Raw genomic sequence first — 16,137 nt, forward strand, 5'->3', positions numbered from 1 at the left:
GGGAATGATGTAACTTTTACCCCAAGGATCACCATGCATAAAATAACCGGGTTACCCACAAAGTAAGTGAAACCAGAGAATCAAAAGGGAGATGTAGCCTGCATGAGTAAACCAAAGTCCTACACCACACCGGGAACCCAACCAGATACCAATCAGTACAGAGAGCGCGGAAACGGCGGGCCTGAGCCGCTATCGGGCTCCAAGAAGGTCAAGAATCAGAATCACGTCAGTCATAACAATCCCCAGGGCAGTTAAGACGAATTGCATTTAGGGGAAAACCGCAGTTAACGCCAACTTTAGGGGTACCTTCAGGGGTACGTAAGAACAAGTAAGGCCAATGTATTTAATACATGTGACTTACCGCTATGTAATTGACTCTATGCAGTGTTCGGCACTATAACTCGAATGGAGCCAGGCAACCCGGGTAGAGCGGCTAGAACGACAAGAGAGACCAAAACAACAATTGAAGGCCAAAACAAAGCCAGCAAGAACAACGATAGCAAAAAGCATATGATCAAACTAATAACAATTGCAAACAGTAGCAACTATCAAGATTAGTAAGCAACAATAGCATAAAAGCAACAGTATGAATCAAAACAATATAGGAACAGCGGAGCAAAATGTAATGTAACACTAGCCACAAAGACAGGCATGCTAAATATTAATCAGCAAAATTAGGATTTAAGTCACTAAATTGCATTAGAGCATATTTGAAATCTGCAAATCTGATTCTGAATAAAACCTCGGCCCCGGCTGAGGTTTTATTTGTAATTTATGATAATGCAGGACATGCGCTTCAAATAGTGTCATAATAAGAAGAGGATGTTATTTTGAATTCACATGAAAGGATAGTGATGCGTATTGGAATTTGATAATGCAGGCCCTATTTCCCCCGTTTCTATACCATCGCAACCATCGATACCACCGCAATCGCCGCAATCACTGCGTAAACATAAACAGCGCCCCGTAGGCAGTATTTTTCTTAGAGCCTTTTTTATTGTAATAGGTGCATTGATCGTTTCGGTGGCTCTGGAATTATTCCTGGTACCGAATAAAATTACGGATGGCGGCATCACGGGTGTTTCCATCATGACTTCTTATTTAATAGGTCTGCCGCTCGGAATATTCCTGTTTCTGTTTAACCTCCCGTTTCTGATTGTAGGATACAAGCAAATCGGCAAGACATTTGCTCTTTCTACACTGCTGGGTATTGCGGTAATGTCGATTGGCACGGCGGTACTGCATCCGGTAGACCCGTTTGTAAAGGATACCTTGCTGGCATTTGTTTTTGGAGGCATTTTATTGGGGCTGGGTACCGGCTTGGTCATCCGGTTCGGAGGATCACTCGATGGGACGGAAATCGTGGCCATTCTGGTCTCTCGCAAGACTCCCTTTTCGGTCGGGGAAATCATTATGTTCATGAATTTCTTCATCCTGCTTAGCGCAGGCTTTGTATTTACCTGGGAGAGGGCGTTATTCTCGCTTCTGGCTTATTATATTGCTTACAAGACCATAGACATCGTTGTGGATGGATTAAATGAATCGAAGTCGGTCTGGATTATTAGCGACCAGATTGATGAAATCGGCGAAGCGATTCTGAATCGCTTAGGGCGGGGCGTTACGTACTTGTCTGGGGAAGGCGGCTTCTCGGGCGACCCCAAAAAAGTGATATTTTGCGTCATCACCCGCTTGGAGGAGGCCAAACTGAAAGATATTGTAAATCATTTTGATGAGAATGCATTTCTAGCCGTGGGAAATATCCATGATGTGAAGGGCGGACGCTTTAGAAAAAAGGCGATTCATTAAATATTTTGATAAAAAAGGGTTTCATTTCTCTTCGCATTGTGGTTAATATAGTAAGTGGTTCATCAAAAAATTATGTATTGTCATCTACGAAAGATGGAGAGGAGCTAGTAATGTCAAGAAGGTTTTTATTGTCTGCACTTATTTTGCTTATGTCGGTAACTTTGGTTCTAACCGGCTGCGGCGCCAAGAAAGAACCCAAAGAAGCACTGCAAAGTGCAGCGGCAACTGCGCTTAAAATGGACTCTTATGTCTCTGAAAGCCAAATTAAAATTACCGATCTGAAACTTGATGTATCGTCGTCCCCTGAAATGGGAGCAGTCTATTCCATGCTGAAAGACGCTGAGCTGAATCTGACTCAGGTGTATCAGAAGGATCCGATGCAGACGGAAGCTTCGTTGGAAGTCAAGCTGACTGGCGATTTCTCAACGACGATCACGCTGCAATTTGTAATGACCAAGGATAAGGTATACGTTAAAATACCTAGCATTCCATTCCTGCCTCTGCCGGAGACAGCCGTTGGTAAATTCCTGGAGTTTGATTTGAAGGAATTGGCGGAAAGCAGCGGTGAGGAGTTTAACCCGGATCTGCTGGATACAGATAAAACGCAAAAGATGGTAGCAGAAATAGCTAATGCGATTCTTTCGGAGTATGACTCGAAGAAATTCATGAAGGACGTTAACCCGAAAGACATCGAATTGCCGGAAGGCTTTAAAGCCAAGCAAGTCATTCAATTCTACGTAACGAATGATACAGCTAAGGAAGCGATCACCATTCTGCTGAATGAGGCTTTACCGAAAGTTCTGGATATCGTCGCTAAGGATGAGTACCGTCAAATGCTTCAGTTGACGCCGGAGGACATCGAAGAGGCGAAGAAGGAATTCGGAGAAATCAATCAAGACGAGTTCCAGAAGGATCTGGACGAGATGCAGAAGTATTTGAAAATAAATACATTTAACGTTAATACCGCGATCGACAAAGACAATTATCCTTCTTACCAAGAGATGAACATGGATTTGGAATTCAGCGATCCGGATACGGCAGATAAAGTTAAATTGGGCTTGCAAATGAAGAGCAGATTTACAAGCATCAACGAAAAGCCGAAGTTCAACATTGGTATTCCGAAAGACACCATCACAATGGACGATTTTGAGCAAGAAATGAACTCATTCGGCTACTAAGAAACAGTACGTTCCAACAAGCATGGCATAAAAAGGGCGTCTCAGAGGTCTGTACAGACCCTGAGGCGCTTTTTTTTGATTATTTTTTGCGCAACCGGCGGAAAAACTCAGTAAGCAATGCAGCGCATTCTTCTCGCAATACACCGGAAACCACATCGGCCCGATGGTTAAAACGAGGCTCCTGCAGCAAATTCATAAGCGTCCCCGCGCAGCCGGCCTTGGGATCAGCGGCTCCATAAATCACGCGAGGGATACGACACTGCACGATCGCACCGGAGCACATGGGACAGGGCTCCAGCGTCACGTAAAGCCGGCAATGCAGCAGCCGCCAAGCGTCCAAGGTCCGGCTGGCTTCGCGAATGGCGATCATTTCGGCGTGTGCCGTGCCATCCCGGATGCTTTCACGCAGATTATGGCCCCTTCCCACAATTTCATCGCCTAGCACGACTACAGCACCGATGGGCACTTCACCGATTGCTTCAGCCTTGCGGGCCTCTTTGATCGCTTCCTGCATCCAGTGTTCATCGGGATACGTCGAGGCAGGGGGGGCAGCGGGATAATACGGATTCATGGACTAGGGTCAACTCCTTCAGAATGAGAACAAAAGCTCTGTCCAACGAACAAATATTCGTTGTTAACATGTTGTGGGTAAGTCTGTGCATAACCACCGGTTTATCCCCACTATTATACACAACAAGGACTTTGTATCTGTTGATATGTTCATAATTTGTGCATAACTTTTTGGAGAGTGTGGATCAAGCTGCGGCTTTATAGGTATTTTTACTTATTGTAGGAAAAGAGAGTGGGAATATCAACGTCTTTGCAAAACATGTCGTTGCAGTTATGATGGTAGAGACAGATTAATTCCAAAAATCACCAAAGATCTGTCTTAAAAGGGTGGGGGGAAGTTTGTCTATTAAAACAAAGTTGTCTCTGATTATGTCGTTTTTCGCCTTGGTCCTGCTTTCCTTGAATATCGCCTTAAGTTACTTCTCAACCCGAGACAACTTAAGAAACTTGAGCGAGGCCAACATGATGGTGACAGCTCGACAGATCGCGCTGGCTGTCGAACAGAGCCGTTCTGTCAATGAGTATATAAAGAGGCAGAATCATGGGAATATTAGTCGAGTCATGGCGGAGGGCATGCTCCAAATGACCAGCCCCGAGCGGATTACCCGAGAGACGCTGCGCTCTAACGAGCATTTGCTTGAGATTACGGGCATAGACCCTGAGACCTTCCAGGGAAGCGCCAAGCTTTTATTTGGGACTTACAACTATGTAAATGATAAAGTCGATAAAGCGGCGATCAATGAGGTTATCCGCAAAGGGGAAACCCTTCTGTATGACACCACGATCAATGGGGAAAAAGTACTGGAGAGTTTAATTCCTATCTCTCCTGTGAATAAGGGACCGTATGTTATCCGCATTGTATCGAGCTACGAGCCGATTTCATCGGTGGTTTCCAAACAGATGTTCAGCCAGGTAACTATCTCCCTGGTTCTGCTGCAAATCGTCATATTTGCCAGCTATATTCTGGCTGGTGAAATTATTAGGCCGATTCAGGATATTCTGATTAAAGTAAACCAGCTTTCCTCAGGCAGGTTCGAGACCAGAATGCGTGTTAACCGGCGGGATGAGCTTGGATTGCTAGGTCAGAAAATCAATGCTATGGCTGTTAGTCTTGGTCATTATACCACTGAGCTTGAGCAGAAGAATGAAGAGAATCGCTCGATGAATGAATATTTGGAGTCTATTATTAGCCAGACGGCAGATGCGATTCATTTGACCGATCTGGAAGGTAAAATCCTGAGGGTGAACCCTGCATTCGAAGGTTTGTACGGCTGGAAGAGCGAAGAGATTGTAGGCTGTCAGTTGGATTATATTCCGGCAGACCTGGAGGAGGATCGTAAAGAGTGGAAGCGGGAGCTGGAGCAGGGCAGATCCGTAATTCTGTCTGAAACCGTCCGCAAGCGGAAGGACGGTACCCTGGTTGAGGTAAGCATCAGTGAATCCCCGATCTTCGATAAATTCGGGCGGATATCGGCTTATATCTGCATCTCCAGGGACATGACGGAGCATAACCGGATGGAAGAGCTGCTGCGAAGGTCAGAGAAGCTGACGACGGTGGGCCAATTAGCTGCTGGCGTAGCCCATGAAATCCGCAACCCGCTTACGACGCTGCGCGGCTTCCTGCAAATGCAGCAGCATTCCAAGGCAATTAATCCGCTGCATACAGACATTATGCTGTCCGAGCTGGATAGAATCAACCTGATTGTGAGTGAATTTTTGATTTTGGCCAAGCCGCAGGCCGTGCATTTCCAAACCAAGGACGTCCGCTTTACACTTGGGGATGTCGTCTCCTTACTGGACAGTGAGGCTCACTTACATAATATTGAATTTATAGTTCATTTCTCGCCGGAGGCTATTCTGGTACACTGTGAAGAGAACCAATTAAAGCAGGTATTTATCAATATTCTGAAAAATGCCATGGAGGCCATGCCATCCGGGGGGCAAATTACGCTTATGCTGTCTTCCGATGAGCCAAATCTTGCCGTTATTCGCGTTATAGATGAAGGCGAGGGTATTTCCAAGGAGCGCATGCAGAAGCTAGGGGAGCCGTTCTATACCAACAAGGAGAAAGGGACGGGGCTTGGCCTGATGATCAGTCAGAGGATCATAGAGTCTCACAAGGGCTGTTTGCAGATTGAAAGCGAGGTCGGCAAAGGGACAGCCGTGACGATTACACTGCCGCGCTTGATGGAGATGGAGGAGCCTCTGCAAGACCATTAATTTTTACGGGATAGCCAGTAATGTAGTTCTAGCAAAGAGATAGCATACGGGGTGACATCGAAGGTGAGAATCAATAAATTCATTAGTGAGACAGGATACTGCTCCCGCCGGGAGGCGGACAAGCTGGTGGAGTCTGGCCAAGTGACGATTAACGGGAAGCCGGCCCTTCTCGGCAGCCAGGCGGAGAAAGGGGATGACGTGCGCATTAACGGAAAACCGCTGATGCAAAAAACATCGAAGCATGTCTATATTGCCCTTAACAAGCCTGTCGGGATTACAAGTACAACGGAGCAGCATATCCGCGGGAATATCGTTGATTTCGTGGGACACGAGGAGCGGATCTTTCCCATCGGACGACTGGATAAGGATTCCGAGGGGTTAATATTGCTGACCAGTGACGGGGATATTGTAAATAAAATATTGCGATCCGAAGGGCGGCATGAGAAAGAGTACATCGTTACTGTGGATAAGGCGATCACGCCATCCTTCCTCAAAACCATGAGCGAGGGGGTGCGCATTCTGGGTACAAAGACCAGGCCGTGCGAGGTAACCCGGATCACAGAACGGGTATTCCGGATTATTCTGACCGAAGGGAAGAACCGGCAAATTCGCCGGATGTGCAGCGCGCTCGGTTACGAGGTGCGCAAGCTGCAGCGCATTCGGATCATGAATATTCACTTGGGAAATCAACCTATTGGGACATGGCGCGATCTGACGCCGCAAGAGAAGCAGGAGCTGGGTGCCTCTCTGAATTATGAGCTGCAATAAAGTGGCACAGTATTCCAATATAGAACACCCAGGCCTCTTATGAGGCCTGGGTGTTCTATAAGCTTGGCTAACGTCTTATGGCGAAGTACTGTTAATTGCCGGGATGCCGGTTTTCGATTCCTCCTGATATTTCCGGATAATCGACACTTCAACTCGGCGGTTCTTGGCACGCCCTTCGCTGGTACTGTTCGAGGCAACGGGATGGTATTCCCCTTGTCCAGTCGAGCTGAACATCTTCGGATCCAGTTTATCGTTAAGCAGCAGAATTTTCATGAAATTCAAGGCGCGTCCGGAGCTCAACTCCCAGTTCGAAGGGAACTCGCTGGTAGAGATCGGGACGTTATCTGTATGTCCGGAGACGACGACCTCGTAGTCCGGGAACTGCTCCAGCATCGTAGAGATGGCTTTGGCCAGCTTCCGGGCTTCCGGCTTCACTTCCGCATCGCCGGAGGCGAATAAGGCATTGTCGCTAATCGTAATCGCTAGACGGGAATGGTTGAGCTGGGTATTGAGCTGCGTCGTGAGTCCATTATCTTTAATGTAATTGTCCAGACGCTTCTTGAGAGCCTCCAGGTTCTCCTGCTCTCTGCGCATGAGCTCGTTCCTTTTCATCAAGCCTTCGGATGAATTTTTATTTATAGGATTATCGTTGTTAAAGCTCTTAGTATTGCTGTCGAAGGAGTTCTGATCCAGCACGCCAATGCCGCCGGTGAGAACGCTGCTGAACGCTTGGCTCATCTCTTCGAACTTCTTGGCGTCGGTCGAGCTCATGCCGTAAAGGACGATAAACAGAGCTAGAAGAAGCGTCATAAGGTCGGCATAGGGAATGAGCCAGGATTCGTCAGCATGCTCCTCATGAGGCTCATGCCTAGTCTTTTTGCTCACCGGATTCACCTACCTTGTCTAATAGACCGGCGCGCTCCGATGGAGTCAGGAATACAGCCAGTTTTTGTTGGATGGCAATGGTTGAGACACCAGATTGGATGGACAACAGCCCCTCCACCATCATCAGGCGGATTTCGATCTCCTGCTTGGAAAGACGTTTCAGCTTATTTGCAATAGGGTGCCATAGGACATAACCCGTAAATATACCGAGTAGCGTTGCTACGAATGCTGCTGCAATCGCATGAGCCAAGGAATCCATATCGGACATGTCTGCAAGGGCAGCGATCAGCCCGATAACGGCTCCAAGAACCCCTAGGGTCGGAGCATACATTCCGGCCTGGGAGAAAATAAGCGCGCCTGCACGATGCCGTTCCTCGGTAGCTGCGATGTCTTCAGCAAGAACATCACTGACAAATTCCTGATCATTGCCGTCAATGATCATGCGCATGCCGTTACGGAGAAAATCGTCATCAATTTCCTCGACTCTTGATTCGAGGGCAAGGAGTCCTTCGCGGCGAGTAACCGTAGCCCACTCCATAAAGAGCGAGATGAGCTCTGCCTTGCTAATCATTTTTTGCTTCACGAACAATTTCTTGAATAACTTAGGAATCTTCTTCAATTCGGAAGAAGGGAAGCCTACAAAGAGGCTCGCTGCTGTTCCTACCAAAATAATGACGTACGCCGCCGGGTTATTCACTAGGTTGATAATCGGCGCTCCCTTGAGGAACATCCCGAGAACAATGGCGACTAAACCGAGAATAATACCGATGAGTGATGAAATTTCCATTATACACCTCGTCCTTGAGATAAATTGAATCCGTGCCTTTGCCTTTAAGCATCCTTGCGAAAAGACAGGTACCATTCAATAAATAAATGGTTATACTTTTTATCGACAGAAATCCTTTTTTTTTTAAGTGGTATTTTCGTTTATAATAAGACAATGGTCTATTTTAGGAGATCGTGAAGGGAGCGAATCGCCCGTGGGAGTAAAGCATGGAAGGGAATATGAATATATTTTGGCTGATTTTACAGAGGCAGTCGGACGTATTCCGGATTGTTACGTTTTCTTTGAGATGGAGCCTGCCGAATGGGAAGGGCTGTCCAAGGAGGAGAAGCATGAGGTCCTGGAGGCGCTGGCCGAGGATCTATTCTTCGGGCTGGGCACCGAGCCGGTGATCGCTGTCGGAAGCGCGGTCGTCATTTATGATCCTGATGCTCATCGCATCAACGTATTGATCGGGGAAGAGGAGCTGACGTCGGTGAAGCTGATTTAGCAAATTAAAGATTTTGCAGGAGCCCTAGAGCGTGGTAAAATATTTGATTAGATAGTTAGATATTATCGCTTGCGATATGCATGAATAGCCATAAAGAAGAATAACAATTATCAAAAAGTACAATCAATCTACCGATCAACTCCGGGTATTTGAAGGTATTGGAGAGACTTACTACATAAGTCTTGGGAGTTCTTGAAAAAGAACAGGGAGGAAAAGATATGCCGTTTACACCACAAGAAGTTGAGGCGCATTTGGAAAAGCTGGAAGGATGGGAATTGGAAGAGGGACGCTGGATCGTCCGCAAATATACGTTTTCCGAGTTTATGAAGGGTATAGCCTTTGTCGATGAGGTAGCGGCTATTTCAGAGGCATTTAATCATCATCCTTTTATTACAATCGATTACAAGACGGTCACGCTTCGTTTGACATCATGGGAAGCAGGTGGAATTACGGCCATAGATATAAAGGAAGCTGAACAATATAACGAGGCGTTCGATAAGATGAACTCGCCGGAATAAGCATTGAATCATGATCCTACTGGCCGAATACGGGACACGCCCACCTGGAACGCTGTTGCGTTCTTGGTGGGCGTGTTTTTAATATGCTTATTATTTCTTCTCGGCAAGCCAAAGCGCAACGTTCGCAATTTCTTCGTCCTGCAGCTTATCCTTGAAGCCAGGCATCATGGAGCCTTTGCCTCTCGCGATTACTTTGTACAGCTGCTCGGTTGACATGGTGGCGCCAATGTTTTGCAGGTTCGGCCCGGCCAAGCCTTCCAATTGTTCTCCGTGACAGCTGATGCAGTTGGCTTTGACGACGGCTTCCGCTTGCTCTGCATTTAACGTAACTTCAGGCATTTGCGTCTTGTTCTCTTGCGCGACCTGATCCTTGCCAGGCAAAGTAAAGATAAGCACCAGGGCTAGGGCACACGCGACAAAGAATAGCCCGCTCATAACCCATTTTTGCATTCCAATCGTCCCTCCTATGTAAGCTACCTTATATTATAACGGAACATGCTATTTGATCATAGCATTTGTGTCAAAAAAAGCAACGAATTCCACGTATAATTGCTCAAAATTCACAATATATATGAGCAATCTCATAGCGCGCCGGAATCGGGCCGTACAGCGCTCTTCAGAGCAGGAGTATTCCAGGCACATAAAAGCCCAAGGGACGCCAATCAGGCGCCTCAGGCGTTGTACAGATCAGGTTATAAACGTTCACCGCGATACACCATGCAGTAATACGGCTTGGATATTGCTCCGGGAGTCATTTTCTCGTACAGATCGGTGATAACGAAGCCCGCTTTCTGATAGGCCCGGATGGCCCGCGTATTCCAGGTGAGCACCTCCAAATCAATGACGTTGGACGGTGCGCGGCGCTGCGCCTCTTTAACGATGGTCAATACAAAGGACTTACCCAGCCCATGACCGCATAAATCGGGCCTCATTCCGATTCCGAGTCTCGTCACGTTCTCCATCGGGAAATACTGGGCAAAACCGGCCAGCTCTCCTTCATTGTCAAGAACGGATACATATTGTTCGGCCCGCAGTACAGGATTGCCAAATTCTACATCAAGGGCCTTCATTTGTTCCCAAGGCAGCCAGCTATAGATATCGTAGGGAGAATCGTAGCGCCATGTACTGATTGCTTCCCCATGGTGCTCCTCCATAGGAACGATTTGAAATTGAATTTCTTGTTTATCCATCTTGCGCCTCCTTGTACAAATGGGAATGCCGTGCCATGGAACTTCTCCGGCGCGATCTTTTTACCACCACTGTAGCGGGATTTTATTCCATTGTAAAGGCTCTCTTGAAGGATTTGAGAGAAAGGTTCAGTCATTTGTAGGGAGAAGTGTTTAGCTTTGCGGTAAAAAAATAGGGCTAAGGGCGTGCAGCATGCAACCTTTTTCCTTGGTATTTCGTTATTAAGATAGACCGGCTGATGCGCAGAAGAAAAGCCGCAACAATTCTGGCAGGAATCATCGCGGCTAAAGCAAAAGGGTAGACATAAATATGGATTAATGATTAGGATTGTGCGGCATGTGTAGCGTAACCGTACTTGCTCAAAATTCGTTTCGCTCCGACATAGCGCTTCTTATAGTAGCTGTTGCTTAATTTGTCGGTGCGAATTCCTTTCGAAGAGGAAGCGTGGGCGAATTTTCCATCGCCAATATAGATGCCAACATGGGATACACCCTTGCCGGTCGTATTAAAGAATACGAGGTCTCCTTCCTGGAGCTGATTCTTCGCAACTGGCGTTCCCTGCTTGTACTGGGCTGACGAGACGCGAGGCAGCTTGACGCCCATCTTCTTGAAGACGTAGCTTGTAAATCCGGAGCAATCAAAACCATTCGTGGTCGTTCCTCCAAGCTTGTAAGGTGTGCCGTAGACTGCGTTGACCGTTTTGTTCAATGTTGTGCTTGAGTCCGCGTATGCGCTTGCTGTTCCTATCGTGAAAAGAATAGCCAAGCTCGTCGCCGCTGCTGTCAGTGTCTTTCTCAAGATGTACTACTCCTTCCATGGCCTGCGAGGTTAGCTTAAGGATTCGGTTGAAGGTTCCCTATCATCTCTTCTGAAAACGAGATCAATTCACCCATAAATGGTTCCCCCGTTTCCCGGGTGCCGGGAATTCGGCTTATAGATGGTATGCACCCGAAACGAAACTTCTTACAACAATGATTACAAGTTTGTTACCTATTACCTTGGTTATTCTAACAAAAGAGGCCATCTTTTTCAAGTTTTAGTTCTGCGGAAAAATATGGCAGGCGTTGCGCGTGGGCAATAAAAAAACCTGCAGGAGAATTCCGGCGGGAATCACTACAGGTCTTTTGGACGTATATTATTCTACATCATCATGATCTTCGTTATCTACGGCTACATCTTCATATTTGTCTGTGCTCAGGATGCGTTTGGCACCGACATAGCGCTTAACGTAATAGTCCTCGCTTAGTTTGCTGATGATTACGCCTTTCTTGGTAGAAGCGTGGGCAAAGCTCTCGCTGTCGACCATAACGCCTACATGGGATACTCCTTTACCGGAGGTATTGAAGAATACGAGATCTCCAGCCTGGAGCTCATCCTTCTTAACGGCCGTTCCCATGTTATATTGGGACCCCGATGTACGAGGAAGCTTGATATCTAGACTCTTGAATACATAAGAGGTAAATCCGGAACAATCAAAGCCATCCGTTGTCGTACCGCCAGATACATATTTCGTGCCCAAGGCCGACTGAACGGCGGAATCCAGCTTGGATTCGGCGAAAGCGCTGCCAGCACCTGCGGAGAAAAGAATGGAAAAGCTCACTGCAATTACGGCTAACTTTTTCTTCAAAGAAATTGTTCTCCTTCCAATGCCTACGAGGTTAGCTTAAGGATTCGGTTTGAAGGTTCCCTATGATCCCTCTGAAGCGAGATCAATTCACCCAAAGTGGTTCCCCCGTTTCCCCGGTGACGGGAATTCGGCTGTATTTTATAACACCTGTATAATGCTATTTCGACAATTGCTGTCATGCATCTTAGGAATTATGACAGAAATGATTACAAATCTGTTACTTAAAAAGTACTGTTGTTATTGTAACAAGGCAGGCATCATTTGGCAATGGTTAAATTGCGAGAATTATATAGCAAGCATAGAATAAGGCCTCCGCAGAAGCGCGGAGGCCTTGTGGCTCTAAGGAGCCTGGGAGTTAAAGAAATTTTAACTTTTTTGTTGCCAAAGACAATATTGCGAGGATATTTTCCATATTCTGAAAACGCTGCGGAAGAATGGATATGCTTGCTGCAGGATCAGAGCCAGCAGGCCGGTCCAAATCCAGGATATTGTTCCGAATAGAATAAAAAGAACGGAGCAAGAGGCTGCCAGAATTATGGATATGCCAAGGCCGGGCAGAAGATGTCTCCAGCAGAGGAGCAGGGACGGCCAGACATTGCCTTTGAATAAATAACCGAATTGCAGGAAGAGTACAGTTTGGCGTATGAACCAGGTGTAACCGAGCCAGCCGATCACATAAGCGGCAGTAGAGAGGACGGCGGAGATGCGGCTGCCTCCCTGCAGAAGAGGAAGCAAAGATGCATACAACTCAGGAAGGAGCCACACAGTAGGGATTAGAATCAGAGCTAGCTCCAGGAAGTAGAATAAAGCTGCGGGCTTCCAGAACTTCTGCATGCCTCTGAATAACGGGAGGCCGGATGCCCTTTCCTCTGTGGGAAGCAGTCCGTACAGGATCCCGGCATGAATCAGAGGAGTAAGCAGCAGGCGCAGTATAACCATACCGGCTAGAATCCATATGTAATGATGAACTTCGGGAGTTTGCCAGAAACGGCTTTGCCCTTCAATTATAAACAGAATCCGGCTTAAATCATGGGGAGGAGGATCCGGGTACCGGTGCAGCACCTGCACCACAGCCGTATTGACCAGACGATAGAGAAAGACTCCCCACAGCAGTTGATAAAGGAACAGAATGATGACGGAGGGGAACTGTCTTTTGACGCTGCTCCACCCATTGCGAATATAGGGCATGGTATTCCCTCCTAAAAGTTTTGTGAGCAACACTACCGCGAATAAACATCGAACAAAACTTGCATCGGAAGCATAGGCTTAGTTTTGTGAGCAGGACTACTTCGAATAACATCGAACAAAACTTGCCTCCTACCACAGGAATGAGCCGATCAGAATTTCCAGCAGCTTCGTTACGCTGACATTAGAGCGCGTGCTGATCTTCTCATCGATGTTGGCCTTGAAGTAGTTGTTGATGTGTTTGTTCTCCAGAACTAGTGTATAGTCCGGATCGATCATTGCCCAGGCAAGGGGCTCTTTATAGCTTAATTTCAACTCGGCCTGCTCCTCTGTCCCGTCAAATGCCTTCCGGACCGTATGTCCGTCTTGAAACGTAAAGAGAATCGGCACCTTCGGGTGAGTTCCGCCCCTACGCTTAATACTGACAACGGCCTCATACAGCGCTTCATTGCCCTGCCGGACTTCATAGACGCCAATGTTCTCTATGGCATAGTCCGCCATTTTTCCGTCATATACATATTGATTGAAGTAATTCTTCCAGGAACGCCCCGTCGTTTGCTCAAGCACCCGCTGAAAATCCACCGTAGTCGGATGCTTAAACCGGTATTTATGCGCATAGAGTGACAGGGTACGGTTCATGGCCTTGGTGCCGATTTGCCGCTCGATATCAAGGAGAATGAGCTTGCCGCGGTGATAGACGTTTTTGGCGTAGGTGTCGGCCGTTCCGAAATCCCATGAGGGCTGGGTCAAGGGCTTCGGATTGAAGATCAATCCAGCTTGGATCGGCAGACTGGTCGTAATTCCGAATTCCTGCTCCATTAGGCGGTCTTCTGCATAGGAGGTGAAGGCTTCGTCCAGCCAGGCTTCTTCAAATTCATTGCTGGCCACCATCCCGTAAAAGAACTGGTGTCCGATTTCATGGATTACAGTTCGCTCCAACTCGTCGTAGCCTGGAGAGTCGCTGGTTGCCCCAAACGCCGTAATCAGTGTCGGGTACTCCATTCCGCCTGCGCCGTTACCTTCCGCTGGCGGTACAACAATGGATAATGTGGAATACGGATAGCTACCGTACCATTTGCTGAAATTGGACAATGCCACCTTGGCCGCGTAGAAATACCGGTCCTTCAGGTCCTTGTGGATCGGGTCCAGATAGAGCTTAATGCGGACTCCGGGAACCTCTGCTGAAGAGAACGGCTCTTCGGCATAGACGAAGTCCGGCGAAGCGGCCCAAGCGAAGTCATGCACGTCGTCAGCGTAATACTGTACGATTTTTCGTTCTCCTTTCAGCATAGCGGGCTTAGTCGGAAATCCAGTTGCCGCAACGGTATAGCTGCTCGGAACGTCGATATTGACGCTGTAAATGCCGAAATCGGAATAAAACTCCGAATTACCGTGATACTGATGCAAATTCCATCCTTCCGTACTTCTTCCCCTCCGGAAGACCGGCTCATAAACGCTTAGTTTGGGAAACCATTGGCCAGCCATCACAAAGTCGCCGGCAGTGCCCATGCGCGCAAAAACTTTAGGCAGTTTCACGGTGAAATCCATTTTTAACGTAATGGTCTCGCCGCCCTGTACGGACATGGGGAGGCGCACTTTGGCAAGCGTTCTGTCGTTAACATTGCCATCGTCAGGCTGGACATACTGAATGCGATGCAGCAGTGAAATGCCGTCCATTGTCCGGATGTCGGTGAGCTCGATAGAGCCCCAGCCGTCCTTTGGCATAGTGTCGCTTCGCAGACGGCCGCCGGATTCCTTCATAAAAGTACTCTCCGGGGAAGCGAAGGCATTGGGATAGAGATGAAAATAGAGCTCATTCAGCGTTTTTTTCCCGGGATGGGTCCAGGTCAGCGTCTGCGTGCCGGTCAGCGTTCTCTCCTGCTCATTCAGCTTGACGTCAATGTGGTATTCTGTAACCCGGTTGCTGAGTATTTCTGCCGTCGGCTGCTGTATGCTCTCCGCCTGTTGGGGAGAGGGTGCCTTTACTGTGGCGGCTTTGCCCTGCTGCTGAGGAGCAAATGAGGGGGAGATTGGATGGCCGGCGTAGAGCATGTACATTATAGAGCCGCCTAGAAGACACAGGGTAAGGATAGAAATACTAACCATAAAAGTTCGACGGGTCATTCCATGGATACCTCCTGTTGACAAGCATCTACAGCATGTATATGTTTGCATTTGGGAGATTATTAGCTAAAATAAAATTAATGTGTATGTCGGCTGAACAAGCATTCTTTAATAGGGAAGAAAACACGCAGAAACTGCCTTGGGCGTCCCGTTGCTCAGACAAGATCAGCGCTCGCATCAAGCCAGGTGGAGGGAATTATGGATAATAAAGATACTTCGCAGAAGACGGGTAAGAAAATATTCGCCTTAAATATTATTAGTAATGATGACAAGAGCAAGCATAAGGGATTTGGGGCAGGCTCCATCGATTTGAACAGCATGTCGCCGGTCATTATCGATGGCGATGAAGCCTACATCGACATCGGCGCCATGCATGCCAAGAGCAAGGTCGAGAAGGGCATCAAGTTCTCGGTCAATAAGGAAGATGTCCCCAATGGCCGTCAGGTATGGATCGTATGGGTAGCCGTTGACCGCACGCCGGAGCTGGGGCAGTTCTACGGCGGAATGACCGCGTGCGAAATGTGGATCGACACGGAAGCCCGCCGCGGCTGGAAGATACTCGCCGATCACGTCAACAAGATGGATTATGCCTTGAAGCGCAAAGTGATTCTGGATGGGCTGGGGCCAGAGCAGAAGGCAGCCCTGAAGAAGCTTCTCCTGGAAACCAATGAGGAATGGTGGGAGAAGTCTTCGGATGAGCTGAAGGCAGCTCTGGAAACGGAATAGCAGCTTAACTGTCTTTGGCCTGGACAGAATTATAAATAAGCACACGCCTGTGTTGAAGGGATCACCCT

Annotated in this window: 17 protein-coding genes and 2 riboswitches; of the genes, 8 read left to right on the top strand and 9 right to left on the bottom strand. The window is 47.7% G+C overall.

Translation table 11 applies throughout. From position 1 onward, the window contains the following. Nucleotides 1–102 precede the first annotated feature (102 nt). The 3 genes from BN2762_RS25705 to BN2762_RS02300 all read left to right on the top strand — a co-directional run bounded on the left by BN2762_RS25705 (nt 103) and on the right by BN2762_RS02300 (nt 2,984). Nucleotides 103–255, top strand: coding sequence for a small acid-soluble spore protein P (locus BN2762_RS25705; protein ID WP_074048552.1), 153 nt, complete (start codon nt 103–105; stop codon nt 253–255). Nucleotides 256–942: 687 nt separating this feature from the next. After that, nucleotides 943–1,806, top strand: a complete 864-nt coding sequence (locus tag BN2762_RS02295) for a YitT family protein (protein ID WP_055105519.1) — start codon at nt 943–945, stop codon at nt 1,804–1,806. Nucleotides 1,807–1,916: 110 nt separating this feature from the next. Further along, nucleotides 1,917–2,984 (top strand): DUF6612 family protein, encoded by a 1,068-nt coding sequence (locus BN2762_RS02300; protein ID WP_055105429.1) that lies wholly within the window; start codon nt 1,917–1,919, stop codon nt 2,982–2,984. Between the two features lie 79 nt (nt 2,985–3,063). Here BN2762_RS02300 and tadA read toward each other — a convergent pair whose 3' ends face one another. Beyond that, nucleotides 3,064–3,555, bottom strand: coding sequence for a tRNA adenosine(34) deaminase TadA (gene tadA, locus BN2762_RS02305; protein WP_055105430.1), 492 nt, complete (start codon nt 3,553–3,555; stop codon nt 3,064–3,066). 338 nt (nt 3,556–3,893) lie between these two features. Between tadA and BN2762_RS02310 the strand changes: the two genes are divergently transcribed. Continuing rightward, on the top strand, nt 3,894–5,774 hold the full coding sequence (locus BN2762_RS02310; RefSeq protein ID WP_055105431.1) for an ATP-binding protein: 1,881 nt from the start codon (nt 3,894–3,896) through the stop codon (nt 5,772–5,774). A gap of 63 nt (nt 5,775–5,837) precedes the next feature. Continuing rightward, nucleotides 5,838–6,542: a 23S rRNA pseudouridine(2604) synthase RluF gene (rluF, locus tag BN2762_RS02315; protein WP_055105520.1), complete on the top strand. Its 705-nt coding sequence runs from the start codon at nt 5,838–5,840 to the stop codon at nt 6,540–6,542. A gap of 75 nt (nt 6,543–6,617) precedes the next feature. Here rluF and motB read toward each other — a convergent pair whose 3' ends face one another. Together motB and motA are read right to left on the bottom strand one after the other, a co-directional pair. After that, nucleotides 6,618–7,427 (bottom strand): flagellar motor protein MotB, encoded by an 810-nt coding sequence (motB, locus tag BN2762_RS02320; protein ID WP_055105432.1) that lies wholly within the window; start codon nt 7,425–7,427, stop codon nt 6,618–6,620. Next, nucleotides 7,411–8,214, bottom strand: coding sequence for a flagellar motor stator protein MotA (gene motA, locus BN2762_RS02325; protein WP_055105433.1), 804 nt, complete (start codon nt 8,212–8,214; stop codon nt 7,411–7,413). The genes motB and motA overlap by 17 nt, the downstream gene beginning before the upstream one ends. 193 nt (nt 8,215–8,407) lie before the next feature. Between motA and BN2762_RS02330 the strand changes: the two genes are divergently transcribed. Further along, nucleotides 8,408–8,701 carry a hypothetical protein gene (locus BN2762_RS02330; protein ID WP_055105434.1) on the top strand — a complete coding sequence of 98 codons (294 nt, stop codon included), beginning with the start codon at nt 8,408–8,410 and terminating at the stop codon, nt 8,699–8,701. 218 nt (nt 8,702–8,919) lie between these two features. Next, nucleotides 8,920–9,219 (top strand): 4a-hydroxytetrahydrobiopterin dehydratase, encoded by a 300-nt coding sequence (locus BN2762_RS02335; RefSeq protein WP_055105435.1) that lies wholly within the window; start codon nt 8,920–8,922, stop codon nt 9,217–9,219. A gap of 90 nt (nt 9,220–9,309) precedes the next feature. Here BN2762_RS02335 and BN2762_RS02340 read toward each other — a convergent pair whose 3' ends face one another. The 6 genes from BN2762_RS02340 to BN2762_RS02365 all read right to left on the bottom strand — a co-directional run bounded on the left by BN2762_RS02340 (nt 9,310) and on the right by BN2762_RS02365 (nt 15,343). Next, a complete protein-coding gene (locus BN2762_RS02340; RefSeq protein WP_055105436.1) occupies nt 9,310–9,669 on the bottom strand; it encodes a c-type cytochrome in 360 nt (119 codons plus the stop codon). A 242-nt stretch (nt 9,670–9,911) separates the two neighbouring features. Further along, complete coding sequence (locus BN2762_RS02345) at nt 9,912–10,409, bottom strand: GNAT family N-acetyltransferase (protein WP_055105437.1); 498 nt, start codon at nt 10,407–10,409, stop codon at nt 9,912–9,914. Nucleotides 10,410–10,728: 319 nt separating this feature from the next. Beyond that, the gene (locus tag BN2762_RS02350; protein WP_055105438.1) at nt 10,729–11,205 is read right to left on the bottom strand and encodes a C40 family peptidase; all 477 of its coding nucleotides are present in this window, start codon (nt 11,203–11,205) and stop codon (nt 10,729–10,731) included. 4 nt (nt 11,206–11,209) lie between these two features. Then, nucleotides 11,210–11,349, bottom strand: a riboswitch (cyclic di-AMP (ydaO/yuaA leader). Between the two features lie 193 nt (nt 11,350–11,542). Next, entirely contained in the window at nt 11,543–12,034 is a 492-nt protein-coding gene (locus BN2762_RS02355; protein WP_055105439.1) for a C40 family peptidase, read from the bottom strand. Nucleotides 12,035–12,039: 5 nt separating this feature from the next. Next, nucleotides 12,040–12,177, bottom strand: a riboswitch (cyclic di-AMP (ydaO/yuaA leader). Nucleotides 12,178–12,400: 223 nt separating this feature from the next. Then, on the bottom strand, nt 12,401–13,222 hold the full coding sequence (locus BN2762_RS02360) for a hypothetical protein (protein ID WP_055105440.1): 822 nt from the start codon (nt 13,220–13,222) through the stop codon (nt 12,401–12,403). Nucleotides 13,223–13,351: 129 nt separating this feature from the next. After that, the gene (locus BN2762_RS02365; RefSeq protein ID WP_055105441.1) at nt 13,352–15,343 is read right to left on the bottom strand and encodes a M1 family metallopeptidase; all 1,992 of its coding nucleotides are present in this window, start codon (nt 15,341–15,343) and stop codon (nt 13,352–13,354) included. A 198-nt stretch (nt 15,344–15,541) separates the two neighbouring features. Between BN2762_RS02365 and BN2762_RS02370 the strand changes: the two genes are divergently transcribed. Beyond that, nucleotides 15,542–16,069 carry a YwhD family protein gene (locus tag BN2762_RS02370; protein WP_055105442.1) on the top strand — a complete coding sequence of 176 codons (528 nt, stop codon included), beginning with the start codon at nt 15,542–15,544 and terminating at the stop codon, nt 16,067–16,069. Nucleotides 16,070–16,137: the final 68 nt, after the last annotated feature.

The sequence above is a fragment of the Paenibacillus ihumii genome, assembly GCF_001403875.1.
In the GTDB taxonomy this organism is placed as follows: domain Bacteria; phylum Bacillota; class Bacilli; order Paenibacillales; family Paenibacillaceae; genus Fontibacillus; species Fontibacillus ihumii.